Origin of the sequence: Bradyrhizobium sp. LCT2 (assembly GCF_009931255.1) — a bacterium.
In the GTDB taxonomy this organism is placed as follows: Bacteria; Pseudomonadota; Alphaproteobacteria; order Rhizobiales; family Xanthobacteraceae; genus Bradyrhizobium; species Bradyrhizobium diazoefficiens.
Genome location: NZ_CP034432.1, coordinates 2621803 through 2642164 on the forward strand (window position 1 = coordinate 2621803; position 20362 = coordinate 2642164).

At 65.4% G+C, this 20362-nt stretch carries 20 protein-coding genes; all 20 read left to right on the forward strand.

The window, feature by feature from the left end:
* The first annotated feature begins 283 nt into the window (after positions 1-283).
* The 20 genes from EI171_RS12900 (at position 284) to hypE (ending at position 20355) form a co-directional block, all read left to right on the forward strand.
* Complete coding sequence (locus tag EI171_RS12900; RefSeq protein ID WP_246740535.1) at positions 284-2332, forward strand: methyl-accepting chemotaxis protein; 2049 nt, start codon at positions 284-286, stop codon at positions 2330-2332.
* A gap of 112 nt (positions 2333-2444) precedes the next feature.
* Positions 2445-3767 (forward strand): DUF3422 domain-containing protein, encoded by a 1323-nt coding sequence (locus EI171_RS12905; protein WP_011089683.1) that lies wholly within the window; start codon positions 2445-2447, stop codon positions 3765-3767.
* 67 nt (positions 3768-3834) lie between these two features.
* Entirely contained in the window at positions 3835-4851 is a 1017-nt protein-coding gene (locus EI171_RS12910; RefSeq protein WP_011089682.1) for a HupU protein, read from the forward strand.
* Positions 4848-6287 (forward strand): nickel-dependent hydrogenase large subunit, encoded by a 1440-nt coding sequence (locus EI171_RS12915; protein ID WP_161533519.1) that lies wholly within the window; start codon positions 4848-4850, stop codon positions 6285-6287. Before EI171_RS12910 ends, EI171_RS12915 begins: the two co-directional genes overlap by 4 nt.
* A gap of 197 nt (positions 6288-6484) precedes the next feature.
* On the forward strand, positions 6485-7576 hold the full coding sequence (locus EI171_RS12920; RefSeq protein WP_011089680.1) for a hydrogenase small subunit: 1092 nt from the start codon (positions 6485-6487) through the stop codon (positions 7574-7576).
* Between the two features lie 29 nt (positions 7577-7605).
* Complete coding sequence (locus EI171_RS12925; RefSeq protein ID WP_011089679.1) at positions 7606-9396, forward strand: nickel-dependent hydrogenase large subunit; 1791 nt, start codon at positions 7606-7608, stop codon at positions 9394-9396.
* Between the two features lie 9 nt (positions 9397-9405).
* Complete coding sequence (gene cybH, locus EI171_RS12930) at positions 9406-10149, forward strand: Ni/Fe-hydrogenase, b-type cytochrome subunit (protein WP_161533520.1); 744 nt, start codon at positions 9406-9408, stop codon at positions 10147-10149.
* A gap of 16 nt (positions 10150-10165) precedes the next feature.
* Entirely contained in the window at positions 10166-10744 is a 579-nt protein-coding gene (locus EI171_RS12935) for a HyaD/HybD family hydrogenase maturation endopeptidase (RefSeq protein ID WP_161533521.1), read from the forward strand.
* A 26-nt stretch (positions 10745-10770) separates the two neighbouring features.
* Entirely contained in the window at positions 10771-11067 is a 297-nt protein-coding gene (locus tag EI171_RS12940) for a HypC/HybG/HupF family hydrogenase formation chaperone (RefSeq protein ID WP_011089676.1), read from the forward strand.
* A 272-nt stretch (positions 11068-11339) separates the two neighbouring features.
* Entirely contained in the window at positions 11340-11786 is a 447-nt protein-coding gene (locus EI171_RS12945; protein ID WP_011089675.1) for a hydrogenase expression/formation protein HupG, read from the forward strand.
* The gene (locus tag EI171_RS12950) at positions 11783-12646 is read left to right on the forward strand and encodes a hydrogenase expression/formation protein (RefSeq protein ID WP_011089674.1); all 864 of its coding nucleotides are present in this window, start codon (positions 11783-11785) and stop codon (positions 12644-12646) included. Before EI171_RS12945 ends, EI171_RS12950 begins: the two co-directional genes overlap by 4 nt.
* Positions 12643-12852: a rubredoxin gene (locus tag EI171_RS12955; protein ID WP_011089673.1), complete on the forward strand. Its 210-nt coding sequence runs from the start codon at positions 12643-12645 to the stop codon at positions 12850-12852. Before EI171_RS12950 ends, EI171_RS12955 begins: the two co-directional genes overlap by 4 nt.
* Positions 12849-13358, forward strand: coding sequence for a [NiFe]-hydrogenase assembly chaperone HybE (gene hybE, locus EI171_RS12960; RefSeq protein WP_011089672.1), 510 nt, complete (start codon positions 12849-12851; stop codon positions 13356-13358). The genes EI171_RS12955 and hybE overlap by 4 nt, the downstream gene beginning before the upstream one ends.
* Positions 13355-14443, forward strand: coding sequence for a nickel-dependent hydrogenase large subunit (locus EI171_RS12965; protein ID WP_161533522.1), 1089 nt, complete (start codon positions 13355-13357; stop codon positions 14441-14443). The genes hybE and EI171_RS12965 overlap by 4 nt, the downstream gene beginning before the upstream one ends.
* Entirely contained in the window at positions 14436-14777 is a 342-nt protein-coding gene (gene hypA / locus EI171_RS12970; protein ID WP_028174200.1) for a hydrogenase maturation nickel metallochaperone HypA, read from the forward strand. The genes EI171_RS12965 and hypA overlap by 8 nt, the downstream gene beginning before the upstream one ends.
* Positions 14777-15685 carry a hydrogenase nickel incorporation protein HypB gene (gene hypB / locus EI171_RS12975; RefSeq protein WP_161533523.1) on the forward strand — a complete coding sequence of 303 codons (909 nt, stop codon included), beginning with the start codon at positions 14777-14779 and terminating at the stop codon, positions 15683-15685. Before hypA ends, hypB begins: the two co-directional genes overlap by 1 nt.
* Entirely contained in the window at positions 15682-17943 is a 2262-nt protein-coding gene (hypF, locus tag EI171_RS12980; protein ID WP_161533524.1) for a carbamoyltransferase HypF, read from the forward strand. The genes hypB and hypF overlap by 4 nt, the downstream gene beginning before the upstream one ends.
* The gene (locus tag EI171_RS12985) at positions 17943-18179 is read left to right on the forward strand and encodes a HypC/HybG/HupF family hydrogenase formation chaperone (protein ID WP_161533525.1); all 237 of its coding nucleotides are present in this window, start codon (positions 17943-17945) and stop codon (positions 18177-18179) included. The genes hypF and EI171_RS12985 overlap by 1 nt, the downstream gene beginning before the upstream one ends.
* A complete protein-coding gene (hypD, locus tag EI171_RS12990) occupies positions 18176-19318 on the forward strand; it encodes a hydrogenase formation protein HypD (RefSeq protein WP_161533526.1) in 1143 nt (380 codons plus the stop codon). Before EI171_RS12985 ends, hypD begins: the two co-directional genes overlap by 4 nt.
* On the forward strand, positions 19315-20355 hold the full coding sequence (gene hypE, locus EI171_RS12995) for a hydrogenase expression/formation protein HypE (protein WP_161533527.1): 1041 nt from the start codon (positions 19315-19317) through the stop codon (positions 20353-20355). Before hypD ends, hypE begins: the two co-directional genes overlap by 4 nt.
* Positions 20356-20362: the final 7 nt, after the last annotated feature.

Here is a 20362-nt window from a genome sequence, read left to right on the forward strand (position 1 = left end):
TGGAAACACATTTTATCTCGTGCTGGAAATTCGCCTTTCAGGCCTTGCTTGAAACTGCTCGCGGTTTTTTCATCGCAAGCGGCGCGGTCGTTCAATTTGCACGCGGCGCAACGCTGAGCGTCGCCGCGTTGGAGGCTTCGTTCGCTGCGGAGCAACAGTTTTTGATTTACCGATGATTAGGGGAGTGGCCGCATCGTCGCATCATTGCGAGCTTTCCGAGAACGGGTATTGCGAAATGAATCTGAGCTTCGTTGCACGCGTTTTTGCCCGGGATGGGCAGTCGATGTCAGGCCTGTTTCACGGCCATGGGCGAATGAACGCCGCCGCCATGAGTCTTCCCAAGAGCGAGCCGGTCTTCGCCAACGTGTCGATCCGGGCAAAGATCATGATCGGCTTTGCGGTCGTGCTGCTGCTGTCGGCCGTCACCATGGCCGGCGCCTGGTTCGGCTATGAGAAGATCCTCGACGGCTTCGGTGTCTACCGGGTTAGCATGTCAGAGTCCGACTACGCGCGCGAGATCGACAGTTCCCTGTCCGCCTATCAGAGCAACGCGCGCTATTTCGCCATGGCTGGCACCAAGGAGGCGGAATCTGCGGCCGAGGAGGCGAGGCGAAGGCTGGAAGGAGCCATTACCGCGGCCAAGACCGAGACCTCCACCTTGAGCTGGCAGCAGTCCATCAAGGAGCTGTTCGAGGCCTATCGCGCCTATACCGACGCCTTCAACAAGGTGCTGGCCTTGCGGTCGGAGATCAGCCGGTCGGGTACCGTGATGGAAGATCAGTCGCGTGCGATCAAATCCATCCTTGCGGATGCGAAGGCATCGCCCGGCGATGCTGATGAAATCGGAGGCGCGCTCAACCGCTTTGAGGTCGTTGATCTGCTCGCAACCGCCGAGCTGAAGCGCCATGATGACGCGCTGGCGCAGGCCGCCGCGCAACGCCTCGAGACGATCAAGCGCTTGGTCGATCGCGGCGCGTTGCGCTCGATGGACGCCATCGGCGAGAAGGCGCTTGCCGATCGTCTCGCCTTCTATGGCGAAAGCGTCGCACGCGTCGTGGCGTCCGCGCAGGAAATCGACCGCCTCGTGGAAAGCATGTGGAAGCTGCGCCATGGCCTCTCGGGGGCGGCGAGCTCGCTCAAGCGCGTGGCACTGGCCGAGCAGGCCGAGGCTGAAAAGAAGACGTCGGAGCAGATCGCCAGCGGCCAGTCGGTCGTAGTGGCGCTGGCGCTGGCATCGATCGCCATCGGCCTCGTGCTGTCCTTCGCTGTCGGACGCGGCATTGCGCGTCCCGTGATCGCCATGTGCGCTGCCATGACGGAGCTCGCCCGCGGCAGGCACGAGATCGTGCTGCCGGGCCTCGGCCGCCGCGACGAGGTCGGCAAAATGGCCGGCGCCGTCGAGATGTTCAAGCGCCAGGCGATCGAGCGCACCGAGCGGGAGGCGGCCGAGATCGAGGAGCGCAACAGGTCGGCAGCGGAGCTTCGCCGTTCGGAGCTGACGCGATTTGCCGGCACGTTCGAGACCGCGGTCGGCGACATCGTCAACGACATATCGAGCTCGGCCCGGCAACTGGAAGCCGCCGCCTCGACGCTGTCGCGCAATGCGGAAGCGACCGGCGACTTGACGACAGCGGTGGCTGGCGCTTCCCGGGAAGCGGTCGGCAGCATCCGTTCGGTCGCCGCCGCCGCCGAGGAACTGTCGCTTTCGATCAACGAGATTCGCTCACAGGTGCGCAACTCCAACGACATCTCGGAAAGTGCGGTGCAACAGGCGCGGGACACGGACGTGCGCATTGCCGCATTGTCCGAGGCCTCGCACCGGATCGGCGACGTCGTAAAACTGATCACGGCGGTCGCGGAGCAGACCAATCTGCTGGCGCTCAACGCCACGATCGAAGCGGCGCGTGCAGGCGATGCCGGCCGCGGTTTTGCGGTGGTGGCCTCTGAGGTGAAATCGCTCGCCAGTCAGACGGCGCGCGCCACGGAGGAGATCGGCGCGCACATCCAGGGCATGCAGCAGGCGACGGGTGAGTCGATCGCGGCGATCAAGACGATCGCCGGCACGATCGGGGAGATCTCGTCGATATCAGGCTCGATCGCGACCGCCGTCGATCAGCAGACGGCGACGACGCAGGAGATCGCGCGCAGCGCCCAGCATGCGGCCTCCGGTACCGGTCAGGTCTCGACCAATCTCGAACAGGTCAATCGCGAGGCAACCGAGACCGGCGCGGCCGCCTCCGCCGTGCTGCAATCGGCCCGCGGCCTGACCGAGGCCAGCCAGCGCCTGCGCGTCGAGCTCGACGGTTTCATGGCCAATGTTGCCGCAGCCTGAGGTCGGCCTATCCTGCCAACAGGTGATTGCAAGAGCATGGGTGTGTTGTGGTAGTGAATGGCGAGGTTCGCGGTACACCGCGGCCTGAGAGCGCCTACCCAAGGGACCACCGATGAACCGTGACCTCGATCTCGCCGGTTTTGAGCTGCACCCGCAGCGTGGTGCGGTGCTGGGCGAGGTGCATGCCCGCCCGTTCACCCGGCTGACGGCGCCGCTCACCGTGCTGCGCTTTGCCTTTCTCAGCCAGGGCGAGGTTGCCGCCGCCAATCGGCAGAAGTTTGTCGCGTTCTGCACGTCGCACGGGCAGGAGCCGCCGGATGAAGGAACGAAACATCATCAGGTCGCCATCGGCGCGATCCAGCTGCGCTGGGAGCAGCACTCGGAGTTCACCACCTTTACCTGGATCCTCGGCAACGCGGATACGTCCGCTCGGAGTTTCGGCGAGATCGGCGATGGGCCCGCCGCATTGATACGCTCCCTGTCGCAGTCCGGCCAATTGCTGGTCGCGGTCAAGCTCGGGGTCGAGCAAACCTCGGCGGCGCTGGAGCGTGCCCAGGAGGTTTTCGAACGAGGCAGCCTCGCGATGGCGGCGGTCCGCAGCGGATCTGCCGTGGTCGCCTCCGACTTTCGCGCGGACGACCATGGTTTTGTTCGCATCCTCATCTGCAACGACGGCCTGTCGCCGGGCCGCTTGGGCGCTCTGGTGCAGCGCGTGCTGGAGATCGAGACCTATCGCACGCTGGCGCTGCTCGGCTTGCCGGCTGCGCTCGAACTCGCACCATCGGTCGATCACATCGGGCGCCGACTGGTCGAGGTGCTCGAGGAGATGCAGGGTGCGGAGGGCCTCAAGCTCAACAATCACCTTCTGACCGAGCTGACTGCGCTCGCCGCCTCGCTCGAGCGCGGCGCCGCCGGCAGCCTGTTCAGGTTCGGGGCCAGCCGGGCCTATTACGACATCGTGCAGGCTCGACTTGGGGTGATCGAAGGCGGCGAGATCGCAGGCTATCCGACCTGGTCGTCGTTTCTCGCCCGCCGGATGGCGCCGGCGATGCGGACCTGCGCCGCCCTGGAGGAGCGTCAGGCCAATTTGTCGATCAAGCTTGCGCGCGCCGCCGACCTCCTGCGCACCCGCGTCGACGTCGAATTGGAGGAGCAAAATCGTGACCTCTTGCGTTCGATGAACGAGCGCACCAAGCTGCAATTGCGCCTGCAAAGTACGGTCGAGGGCCTGTCGGTGGCAGCGATCGGCTATTACGTCGTCAGCCTGTTCGGGTATCTTGCCAAGGGCGCGCATGACGGCGGCGTACATGTCGAGCCGTCGCTGGCGACCGCGCTGTTCGTGCCGGTCGCTATCGGCGTCACCTGGATTGTCACGCACCGGATTCGCCAGCGGCACTTGAAGCATGACGGCGCGACGTCGGGTGGGCATGATTGAGTTCCCTCAAGCCAGAGCCTTGCTCTTGTGCTACGAGCGACGGATGCTTGCGGGCTAAGGAGGAGCCATGAGCCGATCGGATGGGACGACCAACGTGCTTTGGCTGCAGGGAGCCAGTTGCGGCGGCTGCACCATGTCGATCCTCGAAAGCGGCGCCTCCGGCTGGTTCGACGAATTGAGGCAGTTCGGCATCAACCTGCTGTGGCATCCGTCAGTGAGCGAAGAGACGGGCGAGGAAGCGGTCGAGGTGCTCCAGTCCGTTCTGGACGGCAAGGTGCAGCTGGATCTGCTCTTGCTGGAAGGCTCCGTCGCCCGCGGCCCGAACGACAGCGGCCGCTTCAACATGCTCGCGGGCACCAACCGCTCGGTCTATCGCTGGATGCTCGATCTCGCGCCGCTCGCCGACTACGTGATCGCGGTCGGAAGCTGCGCCGCATATGGCGGCGTGCCGGCCGCGGGATCGAACCCGACCGATGCCGTGGGGTTGCAGTTCGAAGGTTCCGACAGCGGCGGCGCGCTGGGCGCGGGCTTCCGTTCGCGACTCGGTCTGCCCGTCATCAATGTCGCGGGTTGCGCGCCGCATCCTGGCTGGATGATGGAAACCATCCTGGCACTGACCAGCAAGGATCTTGCCGCGACCGATCTCGACGGTTACGGACGGCCGAAATTCATCGCCAATCATCTCGCCCATCACGGCTGTTCGCGCAACGAGTTCTACGAGTTCAAGGCGAGCGCCGAGACGATGTCGGAGCGCGGCTGCCTGATGGAGCATCTCGGCTGCAAGGCGACGCAGGCGGTCGGCGACTGCAATCAGCGCTCCTGGAACGGCGGCGGCTCCTGCACCAAGGGCGGCTATGCCTGTATCGCCTGCACCTCGCCGGGATTCGAAGGGGCGCAGAACTTCCTGGAGACCGCCAAGCTCGCCGGCATTCCGGTTGGTTTGCCGACTGACATGCCAAAGGCCTGGTTCGTCGCGCTCGCGGCATTGTCGAAGTCCGCAACGCCCCGGCGCGTGCGGCTGAATGCGACCGCCGACCACGTCGTCGTGCCGCCGGGCCGTTCGACGGCCAAGGGCAAGCCATGACGCGGATCACGATCGGCCCGTTCAACCGTGTTGAGGGCGATCTCGAAGTCCGCCTCGACGTCGAGAGCGGCCGCGTCATGCGCGCCGAGGTGACGGCGCCGCTCTACCGGGGCTTCGAACAGATCCTGGAAGGCCGGCCACCGCTCGATGCGCTGGCGCTGGCGCCGCGGATCTGCGGCATCTGCTCGGTCTCGCAATCGGTTGCGGCCGCTGCCGCCCTGCGCGACGGCATGGCCATAGAGGCTGCGCCCAATGGCTTGCTTGCCACGAACATTGCGCATGCGGCGGAGAACGCAGCCGACCATCTGACCCACTTCTATATCTTTTTCATGCCCGACTTTGCCCGCGAGGCCTATGCGGCGCACTCCTGGCATGCGGAGACGCGCGAGCGCTTTGCCGCGACCCGCGGCAGTGCAGCACGCGATGCCCTGCCGGCGCGGGCGCGGCTGCTCGAGACCATGGGCATCATCGCCGGGAAATGGCCGCATAGCCTCGCGTTCCAGCCAGGCGGCACGACGCGCGCCATCGACCTTGGCGAGCGCGTCCGGCTGCTGTCGATCACGACGGCCTTTCGAAGCTTTCTCGAGCGTGTCGTCTTCGCGGACTCGCTCGAGAATGTGCTGGCGATTGCCTCCGCGGACGAGCTGGATAGCTGGCGCGACGGCCGCGGCGGCGATTTCGCCCATTTCCTGCGGCTTGCGGACAGTCTTGCGTTGACCGGGCTCGGCCGGGGCACGGGCTTGATGATGAGCTACGGCGCCTATCGTGGCGTCGACGGCGAGTTGTTTCCGCGCGGCCTGTTCGGCCCGCGCGCGGCGGTCGAACCGCTGCCCCTGACGCAGATCACCGAGGACGTCTCGCACGCCTGGATGCGGGATTCCTCCGCGGATCCCGCCCATAGCAGCACGGTTCCGGATCCCGACAAGCCGGCGGCCTATAGCTGGTGCAAGGCGCCGCGGCTGTCGGGCCAGCCGATCGAGGTCGGCGCGATCGCGCGCCAGACGGTGGCCGGTCAGGCGCTGATCACGGATCTGGTCGCGCGCGATGGCACCAACGTGCGCAGCCGCGTGATCGCCCGGCTGATCGAGACCGCGCGCATCGCGCTGGCCATGGAGCAGTGGACGCGCGCGCTGCGATTGTCGGAGCCATTCTGCAACAATGCGCGCGAGATCCCCGACGGAAGCTATGTCGGGCTCGTCGAAGCCGCCCGCGGCAGTCTCGGGCACTGGATGGCGGTGAGCCAGGGTAGGATCGAGCGCTACCAGATCATCGCGCCGACCACTTGGAATTTCTCGCCGCGCGATTCCTTCGACGTCGGCGGCCCGCTGGAGCAGGCGCTGGTCGGCACCGATGTCGGCGACGCGGGCCCACGTGCGGTCGCGATCCAGCACATCGTGCGCTCGTTCGATCCCTGCATGGTGTGCACCGCGCACTGACCGGAAACTTCGTTGCCGGCTGCAAATCGAATTGTTTCCGCTTCTCGTATCTCCAGCATCCTCGTGTACCGCTCCTGCGAGCAATTCAAACACCCAACGTTCTGGAATCTCTCCACTTTTGAATCGCTCCAGGCTGTTGGCCTGCTTCTTGCTGTCCTTGGCGTCATCGAAAAGTCAAAGCGAAGGCGGGAGGATACATGGGCGCGGCGACGGAAACGTTTTACAGCGTGATCAGGCGGCAAGGCATCACGCGTCGGAGCTTTCACAAATTTTGCAGCCTGACGGCGACGAGCCTCGGGCTCGGGCCGCTGGCGGCGAGCCGCATCGCGAACGCGCTCGAGACCAAGCCGCGCGTGCCCGTGATCTGGATGCACGGCCTCGAATGCACCTGCTGCTCCGAGAGCTTCATCCGGTCCGCGCACCCGCTGGTCAAGGATGCCGTGCTGTCGATGATCTCGCTCGACTATGACGACACCATCATGGCGGCCGCGGGTCACCAGGCGGAGGCCATCCTCGAGGAGACCCGCGCCAAGCACAAAGGCCAGTACATCCTCGCGGTGGAAGGCAATCCGCCGCTGAACGAAGGCGGCATGTTCTGCATCGACGGCGGCAAGCCGTTCGTCGAGAAGCTCAAGATGATGGCCGAGGACGCGATGGCGATCATCGCCTGGGGCGCCTGCGCGTCCTGGGGCTGCGTGCAGGCGGCAAAGCCCAATCCGACCCAGGCGACGCCGATCGACAAGGTCATCACCAACAAGCCCATCATCAAGGTGCCGGGATGCCCCCCGATCGCCGAAGTGATGACCGGCGTCGTCACCTTCATCACCACCTTCGGCAAATTGCCCGAGCTCGACCGCCAGGGCCGGCCGAAGATGTTCTACTCGCAGCGCATTCACGACAAATGCTACCGCCGTCCGCATTTCGACGCCGGCCAGTTCGTCGAGGAGTGGGACGACGAGGCCGCCCGCAAGGGCTACTGCCTCTACAAGATGGGCTGCAAGGGCCCGACCACTTACAACGCCTGTTCGACCGTGCGCTGGAACGGCGGCGTGTCCTTCCCAATCCAGTCGGGCCACGGCTGCATCGGCTGCTCCGAGGACGGCTTCTGGGACAAGGGCTCGTTCTACGACCGTCTCACCAACATCAAGCAGTTCGGCATCGAGAAGAACGCCGATCAGATCGGCATGGTGGCGGCGGGCGCCGTCGGCGCCGCGGTGGCCGCGCATGCGGCCGTGACCGCAGTGAAGCGGCTCGCGACCAAGCGCGAAGACGCCGACCACAACAGCTGAGCGAAGAGAAACACTAGGGTAGGAACACAATGGGTATCCAGACTCCCAACGGCTTCAATCTCGACAATTCCGGCAAGCGCATCGTCGTCGATCCGGTGACCCGTATCGAAGGTCACATGCGGGTCGAGGTCAATGTCGACGCCGACAACGTGATCCGCAATGCGGTCTCGACCGGCACGATGTGGCGTGGGATCGAAGTGATCCTGAAGAACCGCGATCCCCGCGACGCCTGGGCGTTCACCGAGCGGATCTGCGGCGTCTGCACCGGCACCCACGCACTGACGTCGGTGCGCGCGGTCGAGAACGCGCTCGGGATCACCATTCCGGAGAACGCCAATTCGATCCGCAACCTGATGCAGCTTGCATTGCAGGTGCACGACCACGTCGTGCATTTCTATCACCTTCACGCGCTGGACTGGGTCGACGTCGTCTCCGCGCTCTCGGCCGATCCGCGGGCGACCTCGACGTTGGCGCAGTCGATCTCGAACTGGCCGCTGTCGTCGCCCGGCTATTTCAAGGATCTGCAGACAAGGCTGAAGAAGTTCGTCGAGTCCGGGCAGCTCGGTCCGTTCAAGAACGGTTATTGGGGCAGCAAGGCCTACAAGCTGCCGCCCGAGGCCAATCTGATGGCCGTGGCGCATTATCTGGAGGCGCTCGACTTCCAGAAGGAGATCGTCAAGATCCACACCATCTTCGGCGGAAAGAACCCGCATCCGAACTGGCTGGTCGGCGGCGTGCCCTGTCCGATCAACGTCGACGGCACGGGTGCCGTCGGCGCCATCAACATGGAGCGGTTGAACCTGATCTCCTCGATCATCGACCGGCTGATCGAGTTCAACGAAATGGTCTATCTGCCCGACGTGGCGGCGATCGGGTCGTTCTACAAGGACTGGCTCTATGGCGGCGGCCTCTCGGGCCAGAGCGTGCTCGCCTATGGCGACGTGCCCGAACATGCCAACGACTATTCCGCCAAGAGCCTGAAGCTGCCGCGGGGCGCCATCATCAACGGCAATCTGTCCGAGGTGTTTCCGGTCGATCACGCCAACCCCGACGAGATCCAGGAGTTCGTGGTCCACTCCTGGTACAAATACCCTGACGAGACCAAGGGCCTGCATCCCTGGGACGGCGTCACCGAGCCGAACTACGTGCTGGGGCCCAATGCGAAGGGCACCAAGACCGCGATCGAGCAGCTCGACGAGGGCGGCAAGTATTCGTGGATCAAGGCACCTCGCTGGAAGGGCCACGCCATGGAGGTCGGCCCGCTGGCGCGCTGGGTGGTCGGCTACGCGCAGAACAAATCCGAGTTCAAGGATCCCGTCGACAAGTTCCTGAGGGATTTGAACCTGCCGACGTCGGCGCTGTTCTCGACGCTCGGTCGCACCGCCGCGCGCGCGCTCGAATCCGTCTGGGCCGGACGGCAGATGCGCTACTTCCAGGACAAGCTCGTCGCCAACATCAAGGCCGGCGACAGCTCGACCGCCAATGTCGACAAGTGGAAGCCGGAGAGCTGGCCGAAGGAGGCCAAGGGCGTCGGCTTCACCGAGGCGCCGCGCGGCGCGCTCGCGCACTGGATCAAGATCAAGGACACCAAGATCGACAACTACCAGTGCGTCGTGCCGACCACCTGGAACGGCTCGCCGCGCGATCCCAAGGGCAACATCGGCGCCTTCGAGGCGTCGCTGATGAACACGCCGATGGTCAATCCCGAGCAGCCGCTCGAGATTCTGCGCACGATCCATTCCTTCGATCCGTGCCTGGCCTGTTCGACGCACGTCATGAGCCCGGATGGCCAGGAGCTCGCCAAGGTCAAGGTCAGGTAGGAGGGCGCCATGATGGATGCAGTTGCTCCCGCCTCCGACGCGAGGCCCGACCTCACGGCGATCGCCGCCGACGCTTCCGGAGAACGTGCGGTGGGGCGGCCCACCGTCTATGTCTACGAAGCGCCGGTGCGGATCTGCCACTGGGTGAACGCGTTCTCGATCATTGTGCTGATGGTGACCGGCTATCTGATCGGAACGCCGCTGCCGACGGTCGCGGGCGAGGCGTCCGACAACTTCGTGATGGGCTACATTCGCTTCGCCCATTTCGCTGCGGGACAGGTGCTCGCCGTGTTCTTCCTCACGCGTATCCTGTGGGCCTTCGTCGGCAACCATCACTCCCGGCAGATCTTCTACATCCCGGTTCACCGCAAGCAGTTCTGGAAGGAAGTGCTGCACGAGATCCGCTGGTACGCGTTCCTGGAACGCGAGCCGAAGATGTATGTCGGGCACAACCCGCTGGCGCAAACCGCGATGTTCACGGGCTTCACCCTGTTCGTGGCCTTCATGATCGTCACCGGCTTTGCGCTCTATTCGGAAGGTCAGGGCATCGACAGCTGGCAGCACAAGCTGTTCGGCTGGGTGTTTGCGATCTGGCCGAACAGCCAGGACGTCCATACCTGGCACCATCTCGGCATGTGGGCGCTGGTCGTGTTCGTGATGGTGCACATCTACGCCGCGGTCCGTGAAGACATCATGTCGCGCCAGAGCATCATCTCCTCGATGATCTCGGGCGAGCGGCAATTCCGCGACTGAAACGGGAAGACTGACGATGCCGATATCCTCGCAATACAATCGCATCCTGGTGCTCGGCATCGGCAACATCCTGTGGGCCGACGAAGGCTTTGGCGTGCGGGCGGTGGAAGAGTTCCACCGCCGCTACGCCGTCCCTGACAACGTCACCATCCTCGATGGCGGCACGCAGGGGCTGTACCTCGTGAACTATCTGGAGGAGGCCGATCGCCTCATCGTGTTCGACGCCATCGATTATGGGCTCGAGCCCGGCCGGTTGAAGCTCGTGCGCGACGACGAGGTGCCTCGCTTCACCGGCGCCAAGAAGATGAGCCTGCACCAGACCGGCTTTCAGGAGGTGATCAGCGCCGCCGACCTGCTCGGCCGGTGCCCGAAGCATCTCGTGCTGATCGGCTGCCAGCCGCTCGATCTCGAAGACTGGGGCGGGCCGCTGACGCCGCCGGTGCGCGACCAGATCGCGCCCGCGATCGATCTCGCCTGCCAGGTCTTGGCCGAGTGGGGCGTCACGATCAGCCGCCGCAGCGCGCCATTGGCGGAGTCCGAGCGGCTGCTCGCCAATGACATCGATCACGCCAATTACGAGATGCGGCCGGCCTGAGAGGCGCGATCTCCGGAGAAAGCACGATGTGCCTCGGCTTGCCGATGACGATTGTCGAGACGGATGGCGTCTCGGCGCTGTGCGCATTTCGCGGCGAACAGCGCCGCGTCTCCATGCTGCTGCTCTCCAACCCGCCGGTCGGCACCCACGTGCTGGTCTATATCGACACCGCGATCCGGCTTCTCGATGAGGAAGAGGCGCGCCTGATTGGCGCCGCGATCGACGGTCTTGGTGCTGCGCTCGACGGTGAGGATTGCGACCGCTTCTTCGCCGACCTGATCGACCGCGAGCCGCAACTGCCAGCGCACCTGCGGTCCGAATAAGCCAACGTCCAGGAATCAAGTGGGATCACCGCCTCCGCGGCCGGATCGGCGTGCGGGCGCCACAAGCTACCTGGAATGCGTCTTTCTATCTGCAAAGATAGCTTTCACTGAATGTGGAAAGTATCTTATCATCAGGGGCCTGCGTCATCGGCGCGCAATAAAATATCTGATGTAGGTCAATAAGATAAACCCGGAAAGTCGCTAACATATCCTGGCACATGCCTTGCTAACCCCTATCCCGAGCAATTCATAAGCTTGTCAGGGGAGGTCCAATGGAATTCCAGGTGGGGAAGCATGATCTGACGCGGCACGGCCTGAATGAGGTCGATGCAGCGACGGTTGATCATTTTCTTGGCGCAGCAGACGAGGCTGGTGCGATCGCCGTGCTGCTGTCGGCGGGCGATCCCAACCGCTTTCCGGAGGCGACCGACGTCGCTGTGGTGTTGCCAGAGCTGATCGCCGCATTCGGCGGCCGGCTGCGCGGTGCGGTCATCGCGCGCGGCGACGAGAGCGCGCTCGGCCAGCGTTTTGGCGTCCGCGTGCAGCCGACGCTGATCTTCGTCGCCAAGGGCGAGACACTGGGGCTGATCGCCAAGATCCAGGACTGGTCAGTCTATGTCGACCGCATCACCAAGCTGATCGACCGGCCGCGCGGGCAAAGCGCCGCGGTGGCCGTCACCATCGTGCCCCAGCACCGCACACAAGGTGTCGAGTTATGAAAGTCGGATTCTGGGATGCGCCCGAAGGCGCCGAGCAACCGGTCAGCGTGTTTCCGATCGGCGAAGAGAGTCTCAATGCATCGAAAGGAAGCCTCACGGCGGCCGGTGCGCTCGCCAAGCTTGCAACGCTCGACAGCGCGGAGCTTGCCAGGAGCTGCCCAAACGCGGTCGCGCTGCTCTCGCGGATCGCAGATGCGATCGCGGGCCAGAAAGCCGACGCGCCGTCGCAATTGTTCCGGCTCGCCAATCTCAACGATCTCGAGAGCAAGCTCATTGCCGATGTGCTCGGCGAAGGCGAGGTCGCCGGCGTCGTCGCGCTGCCGGATGGATCGCTGGCGCAGATCCAGGAATCGGTACTGGCAGGGATCTGGCGCGTGCGGCTCGAGACCGACGCCAACCACGAATACCTCGAGATCGGCGCCGTCCCGGAGATCGTCAAGCGCGCGGCCGCCGACCTGACATCCGCCGATTTCGAGATCGGACAGGTGCCTGAGGGTGCCATGAACGTATTGCCGGTGCTCGCCGAGATCCGCGAGCGAGCGCTCGCGTGGCGGCCCGGCATCCGCTCGCAGATCATCAATTTCACGCTGTTGCCGATGAGTCCGGTCGACATGAGCTTTTTGCAGGACACGATCCGGAACGGACCGATTCAACTCGTGTCGCGCGGTTACGGCACCTGCCGGGTGCTGTCCACGGGCATCCGCAATGTCTGGTCCGTGCAGTTCTTCAACGCCATGGACACCATCATTCTCGATACGCTCGAAGTCGGCGGCGTGCCGACTGTTGCGCTGGCCGCGGACGAGGATTTCGAGGATTCCGCCGAGCGGCTCAAGGAAATCATCGAGGCCTATTTCAAATGAGCGCCTTCGAGAATTTTGGCGTGCGCCAGGACGTCACCGACGTCACGCGGCTGGAATGCGGCATCTGCTGGACCGTCTATGATCCGGCTGACGGTGACGATGTGGCGCAGATCGCGCCCGGCACGCCGTTCGCGGCGTTGCCGGAGGAGTGGCACTGTCCGAATTGCGACGCCCCGAAGTCCAAGTTCATGGCGATCGAATCATGACCGGGAGCGCGCCAAATCCGGACGCCGACGCCGTGGCATGGGGCGATCTCCTGGCCGGAAGCTATCGGGAGATCGGCGAGCGCGCCATGCGCGATCTCCCGATCTACAACGATGCGCTCGGTGTCGAGGCGGTCGGCTTCCGCGCCTTCAACGGCACGATCGTCGGCATCATGGTCACGCCCTGGTTCATGAACGTGGTGCTGCCGGCGAGCGCGGTGGCACAGGCCACCTCGGGCGCGACTGCGCGTATTCGTTTTCCCGCGGGCGATATCGAGTTCACCATCAGCGAGGTCGGGCAAATCGGCCGGATCGCGAGCTGCTCGCTGTTCTCGCCGATGTTCCAGTTCGCCGACATGGACGCCGCGCGGGCGACGGCTGAAGCCGCGCTTGCCGAACTGATGCTGCCGGCCGACAGCGAGGAGGCGGTTCGCCGCCGCGAGCCCGCGACAACCCCGATCGATCGGCGTAATTTCCTGCGGGGTACCCTGACGGAGCGGCGCGGATGAGCCTCTCGTTCCGCAACGAGATCGACATTACGGTGTGGCTCTCGGGCGCCACGATCGCCGACGTCGCGATCCAGCCGCGCAGCCGGCCACCGCTGACGCGCCTGTTTGCGGGAAAGCCGGCGGCCTCGCTGCTCCCGGTGCTGCCGCGGCTGTTCTCGCTCTGCTCGGTTGCCCATCAGGTCGCATTCCTGTCGGCAGTGGAAGCTGCGCAAGGGCAGGAGGCGGCGCCCGCGACGGTGCGGCATCGCCTCACCGTGGTCGTCGCCGAACGGCTGACCGAATTGCTGCGCGGCCTCTTCGTCGGACGGCGCGCGCTCGACGGCACAAGCGCTGCGGCGGTGCGCGCAGTGATGCAGGCGAGTGCGCTCCTCGGCGGTCCGAGTGAGGCCGTGCCGCAGGCCCTGCGTCGCGATGCGGTCGCGCAGATCAGGACCGCGGTCGGCACGCTGGGGATCTCCGAAGACCATGCGCTTGCGTCGGGCAGCGCGCTCGCAGCTTCCGTCGAGGGATGCGATGGCAAGCTGGTGTCGCAGCCGGTGGCCGAGCCATCGTTCCTGACGGCGGCGGACGATCTCGATATCGTCGCGCGTCTGCTGGCGGACGGGGCGGCCTATTCCGATGCGCCGGACCTCTGCGGCCAGATTCCGGAAACCGGCGTCTGGGCACGCAGGGCGCACCGCGAAGAGATTTCAGCGACGGCCGCAGGCCCCGCCGCGCGCCTGAGGGCGCGCATTGCCGAGGTCGCGCAGCTCTGCACCTGGCTCGATCACGGCGACGCGGATCTCGAACACGGCATCGTGGCGAGCTATCGGCTCGGCGCCGGCAAGGGCGCGGCCGCGGTCGAATGCGCGCGCGGCCGGCTCTATCACGCCGTCGGACTCGACGACGAGGATCGCATCGTCAACTTCGAATTCCTGGCGCCGACCGAGTGGAACTTTCACGCCCGCGGTCCACTGGTCCAAAGCCTCAAGGGCGCGACGCTCGCCGCCGGCCGACCGGGCCAGGATGCGGTTCGCGCGCTGGTCGGCTCCTTCGATCCCTGCGTCGGCTTCAGCCTGGATTTTCGCGAGGCCGGCCATGCATGAGATGGCGCTATGCGAAGGCATCATCGGCATCGTCGAGGAGGAAGCGCGCAAGCGCGTCTTTGCAAAGGTGAACGTTGTCTGTCTCGAGATCGGTGCGCTCAGCCATGTCGCGCCGGAGGCCCTGAAATTCTGCTTCGAGGCCGTCGCCGCGCGGACCATCGCGCAAGGCGCCAAACTCGAGATCGTCGAGACGCCGGGCACGGCGTGGTGCATGGCCTGTTCCAAGAGCGTCGAGATCAAGCAGCGATACGAGCCGTGCCCGTCCTGCGGCGGCTATCAATTGCAGGTGACGGGCGGCGAAGAGATGCGCGTGAGGGAATTGGAGGTCGACTGATGTGTACGGTCTGCGGCTGCAGCGACGGCAAGGCGTCCATCGAACATGCCCATGATCATCATCATGATCACGGCCATGACCACGATCATGGTCACGACGGGCATCATCACCACCACCACGGTCATGACCATGACCACCATCATCACCACGATCACTCCCACGGCGATGCCGGGCTGCTCGACTGCGGCGCCAATCCGGCCGGCCAGAAGATCGCCGGCATGAGCAGCGACCGCATCATCCAGGTCGAGCGCGACATCCTCGGCAAGAACGACAGGCTCGCCGCCGACAATCGCGCCCGCTTCCGCGCCGACGAGGTGCTTGCCTTCAACCTTGTCTCGAGCCCCGGCGCCGGCAAGACCTCGCTCTTGGTCCGTGCCGTCTCCGAGCTGAAGGACAGTTTTGCGATCGGCGTGATCGAAGGCGACCAGCAGACCTCCAACGATGCCGAGCGCATTCGCGCGACCGGCGTGCCGGCGATCCAGGTCAACACCGGCAAGGGCTGCCATCTCGATGCCGCCATGGTCGGCGAGGCCTATGACCGGCTGCCCTGGCTGAACGGCGGGCTGCTTTTCATCGAGAATGTCGGCAACCTCGTTTGCCCGGCAGCGTTCGATCTTGGCGAAGCCTGCAAGATCGTGGTGTTCTCGACCACCGAGGGCGAGGACAAGCCGTTGAAATATCCTGACATGTTCGCCGCCTCGTCCCTGATGCTGATCAACAAGATCGATCTCGCGCCCGTCCTTGATTTCGATCTGGCGAAGACGATCGAATATGCACAGCGGGTCAACCCGAAGATCGAGGTGCTGACGGTGTCGGCGCGCACCGGCGAAGGCTTTTCGGCGTTCTATGCCTGGATCCGCAAGCGGATGGCGGCGACGACGCCGGCCGCGATGACGGCGGCGGAATGACGATGGGCGGCGAGGCGACAGCACTGGACGGACGGCGGCTGCGCCTGCATGTGCGTGGCGCGGTGCAGGGTGTCGGCTTTCGTCCCTATGTCTACGGCCTCGCCACGCGCTATCGCCTCGGCGGTTTCGTCGCCAACGATCCCCACGGCGTCATCATCGAGGTGGAAGGAGAGCGCGCGTCGGACTTCGTCGCGGCGCTGCCGCTCGAAAAGCCGCCGCTCGCCCGCATCGACGAGATCTCGGTGCACCCGGTCGGCGCCATGGCGAGCCAGGAGTTTTGCATCCGCGCCAGCAAGCAGGGCAGGGTATCGACGCGCATCGTCGCCGATGCCGCGACCTGTCCGGAATGCCTGCGTGAGCTGTTCGATCCCGCCAGCCGGTTTCATCGCTACCCCTTCGTGAACTGCACCCATTGCGGTCCGCGCTACACCATCGCCGAGCGGCTGCCCTACGATCGCCCCACCACCGCGATGAAGCGCTTCGCGATGTGCAAGGCCTGTGCGGACGACTATGCCGACCCCAGGAGCCGCCGCTTCCATGCCGAGGCGATCGCCTGCCCGCAATGCGGCCCAGGGCTCAGCCACGGGATCGAGGAGATTGCCGCCGCGATTGCCGCAGGCAAAATCGTCGCAATCAAGGGGCTCGGCGGCTACCAACTCATCTGCGATGCTCGTGACCAGGCGGTCGTGCAGCGGCTGCGGCAGCGCAAGGAGCGCGATCAAAAGCCGTTTGCCGTCATGGTCGGCTCGGTGGACGCGGTCGCCGACTTCACTACTGCCGATGCTGCCGAGCTTGCCTTGCTCGAAACGTCGCCGCGGCCGATCGTGCTGATGACGTCCCGCCATAGCCTCGCGCCTGCGATTGCGCCGGGGCTGTCGCGGATCGGCATCATGCTGCCGGTCACCCCGCTTCATCACCTGATCTTCGAGGCGCTGAATTCGGTGCATGAGCGGGCCGGCGAAAGCTGGGCGACCGTCGCCACCAGCGCCAATCCCGGCGGCGAGCCGCTTCTGATCGACGATCGCGAGGCGGAGCTGCGCCTTGCCGGCATCGCCGATCTCATCGTCACCCATGACCGCGACATCGTCACGCGCGCCGACGATTCCGTGGCGGCGGTCGTCGCCGGGCGGACGCGGTTCATCCGCCGCGCCCGCGGTTACGTGCCCGAGCCGGTTCGTCTCGCGCAGACCGTGCCGCCGATCCTGGCCGTCGGCGGCGCGCTGAAGTCGACCGTGACGGTCACGCGCGGCAACGAGGCCTTCGTCTCCCAGCATATCGGCGATCTCGACACCGCGGAAGGCGTCCGCTTCTTCGAGGAAACCGTCGGCCATCTGCTGTCGACGCTGGACGTCGAGCCGGTAGTTATCGTCCATGATTTGCACCCGAACATGGCTTCGACCCGCTTCGCCGAAGCGAGCGGACGGCGGCTGATCGCGGTCCAGCACCATCATGCCCATGCCGCTTCCGTCATGGCGGAGCATGGCCTCACGGGACCTGCGTTGGCGCTGGTGCTCGACGGCTTCGGCCAGGGTAGCGACGGCGGCAATTGGGGCGGCGAGCTCCTGCTGTGCCAGAGCGCGCAGTTCCGGCGGCTCGGACATCTGGCGCCAATGAAGTTGCCGGGTGGCGATCGTGCCGCGCGCGAGCCGTGGCGCATGGCCGCAAGCGTGCTGCATGGCCTTCGCCGCAGCGATGCGATCGCAACCCGTTTCGCGGCGCAGCCGCAGGCCGCGCGTCTCTGCGCCATGCTCGAACAGCCCGGCGTGCCGGTGACGACCAGCGCCGGCCGGCTGTTCGACGCAGCGGCGGGATTGCTCGGTCTCTGCCCGGTGCAGAGCTATGAGGGCGAAGCCGCGATGAAGCTGGAGGCGCATGTTCGCACGCCGCGCTCCATGAAAGACGGCTGGACGATCGAGGATGGCGTGCTGTCGCTGTTTCCATTGCTCGCGCGCCTTGCGGCGGAGGGCATCGATCCGGTCGACGGGGCCGGGCTGTTCCATGGCACGCTTGCGGCCGCCTGCGTCGACTGGATCGGCCGCGCGGCGCGCGAGACCGGCATCACGACCGTCGCCTTGAGCGGCGGCTGCTTTCTCAACGCGATCCTCAGTTCCGAGATCGAGCGCGGCTGTATCGCGGCCGGTCTCTCGCCGCTGTTGCCGCGGCAAATGCCGCCCAATGACGGCGGTCTCAGCCTCGGGCAGGCCTGGACCGCCGCACTCAAACTCCTCGAACCGCAAGGCCAGGAAGGAACCGCCTGATGTGTCTCGCGATACCCGCTGAGGTCACAAAACTCCTGCCCGACGAGATGGCGATCGTCACCATCGACGGCGTCAGCAAGGAAATTTCGGTCGCCCTGATCGAGGACCTCGCCGTCGGCGACTACGTGATCATCCATGTCGGTTACGCTCTGACCAAGATCGATCCGGAGGAGGCGAGGCGGACGCTCGAATTGTTGCGCGAGCTCAGCACCGAGGGACAGGGAGCCGCGTCATGAAATATGCCGATGAGTTTCGCGACAAGGAGATCGCGCTCGGGCTCGCCAAAGCGATCCGCGCGGAAGCCGATCCGCGAAAGCCCTATCGCTTCATGGAATTCTGCGGCGGCCATACCCACGCGATCTCGCGTTACGGCCTCGAGGACATGCTGCCGAAGAACGTGCGGATGATCCACGGGCCCGGCTGTCCGGTCTGTGTGCTGCCGGCCGGACGCATCGACATGGCGATCCGGCTCGCCGAGCGGCCGGACATCATCCTGTGCGTCTATGGCGACCTGATGCGCGTCCCGGGCTCGCAGGGCGCATCGCTCCTGAAGGCGAAGGCCCGTGGTGCCGACATCCGCATGGTCTATTCCACGATCGACGCGATCCGGATCGCCGAGGACAATCCCGGGCGCGAGGTGGTGTTCTTCGCCATCGGCTTCGAGACCACGACGCCGCCGACCGCGGTCATGATCCGATTGGCCGGGAAGAAGCAACTCGAGAACTTCAGCGTGTTCTGCAACCACGTGCTGACGCCGCCGGCGATGCAGAACATCCTGGAGAGCCCCGACATCCGCAACATCGGCCGCGTCGAGATCGACGGTTTTGTCGGACCCGCCCACGTCTCGACCATCATCGGCACGGCGCCTTACGAGTTCTTCGCCGAGGAGTTCGGCAAGCCTGTGGTGATTGCGGGCTTCGAGCCGCTCGACATGATGCAGGCGATCCTGATGCTGGTGCGGCAGGTCAACGAGCACAGGCATGAGGTCGAGAACCAGTACAGCCGCGCCGTGAACCGCGACGGCAATCTGCGCGCCAAGGAAGAGGTGTCCGACATCTTCGAGCTGCGCGATCAGTTCGAGTGGCGCGGGCTCGGGCAGGTGCCTTATAGCGGGTTGAAGCTGAAGCGCGCTTACGCGAAATACGACGCGGAGGTCCGCTTCGACATGAACGAGCTGCGCGTCGACGACAATCCGGCCTGCGAATGCGGCGCGATCCTGCGCGGTGTGAAGAAGCCGGTGGATTGCAAGCTGTTCGGCACCGTCTGCACGCCGGAGACGCCGATGGGCTCCTGCATGGTGTCCTCCGAAGGCGCCTGCGCCGCGCACTGGACTTACGGCCGCTTCCGCGATCATCAGCAGAGGCGGGCGTCATGAAGGCCTATCAGCGCAAGCTCGACATCAGGAACGGCTGCGTCGACCTGTCCCACGGCTCGGGCGGCCGCGCCATGGCGCAGTTGATCTCCGGCCTGTTCCACGAAGCCTTCGGCAACGAATGGCTGGCGCGCGGCAACGACCAGTCGGCGTTCGACGTCGGCGCCGGGCGCATGGTGATGACGACCGACGGCTATGTGGTCTCACCGCTGTTCTTTCCCGGCGGCAATATCGGCTCGCTCGCGGTGCATGGCACCGTCAACGACATCGCCATGGCCGGCGCGAAGCCGCTCTATCTCTCGGCGAGCTTCATCATCGAGGAGGGCTTTCGCTTCGCCCACCTCAAGCTGATCGCTGAGTCCATGGGGGAGGCGGCGCGCGACGCCGGCGTGCACATCATCACCGGTGACACCAAGGTGGTCGAGCGCGGCAAGGCCGACGGCCTGTTCATCTCGACCGCGGGCGTCGGCGTCGTGCCTGACGGGCTCGATCTGTCGGCCGAGAAGGCCCGCGTCGGCGATCGCGTCCTGATCTCCGGCACGCTCGGCGACCACGGCGTCGCCATCATGTCCAAGCGGCAGAATCTCGCTTTCGAGACCGAGATCGTCTCGGACTCGGCGTCGCTGCACGATCTCGTCGCCAGGATGGTGCAGGCCGGCGGTCGTGGCATCCGCCTGATGCGCGATCCCACGCGCGGCGGGCTCGCCGCGACGCTGAACGAGATCGCCCAGCAGTCCAACCTCGGCTTCCATCTCCTCGAGGAGGCGATCCCGGTGAAGCCGGGCGTGGCTGCGGCTTGCGAGCTGCTTGGACTCGATCCGCTCCACGTCGCCAATGAGGGCAAGCTGGTCGCGATCGTCGCGCCGGAGGCCGCCGGAGCGGTGCTGGCCGCGATGCGGGCGCATCCGCTCGGCCGCGACGCCGCCGACATTGGCGAGGCCGTTGCCGACGATCATCATTTCGTGCAGATGGCGACGAGCTTCGGCGGCGGTCGAATCGTCGATTGGCTGTCGGGCGAGCAACTGCCGAGAATCTGTTGAGGCTTCG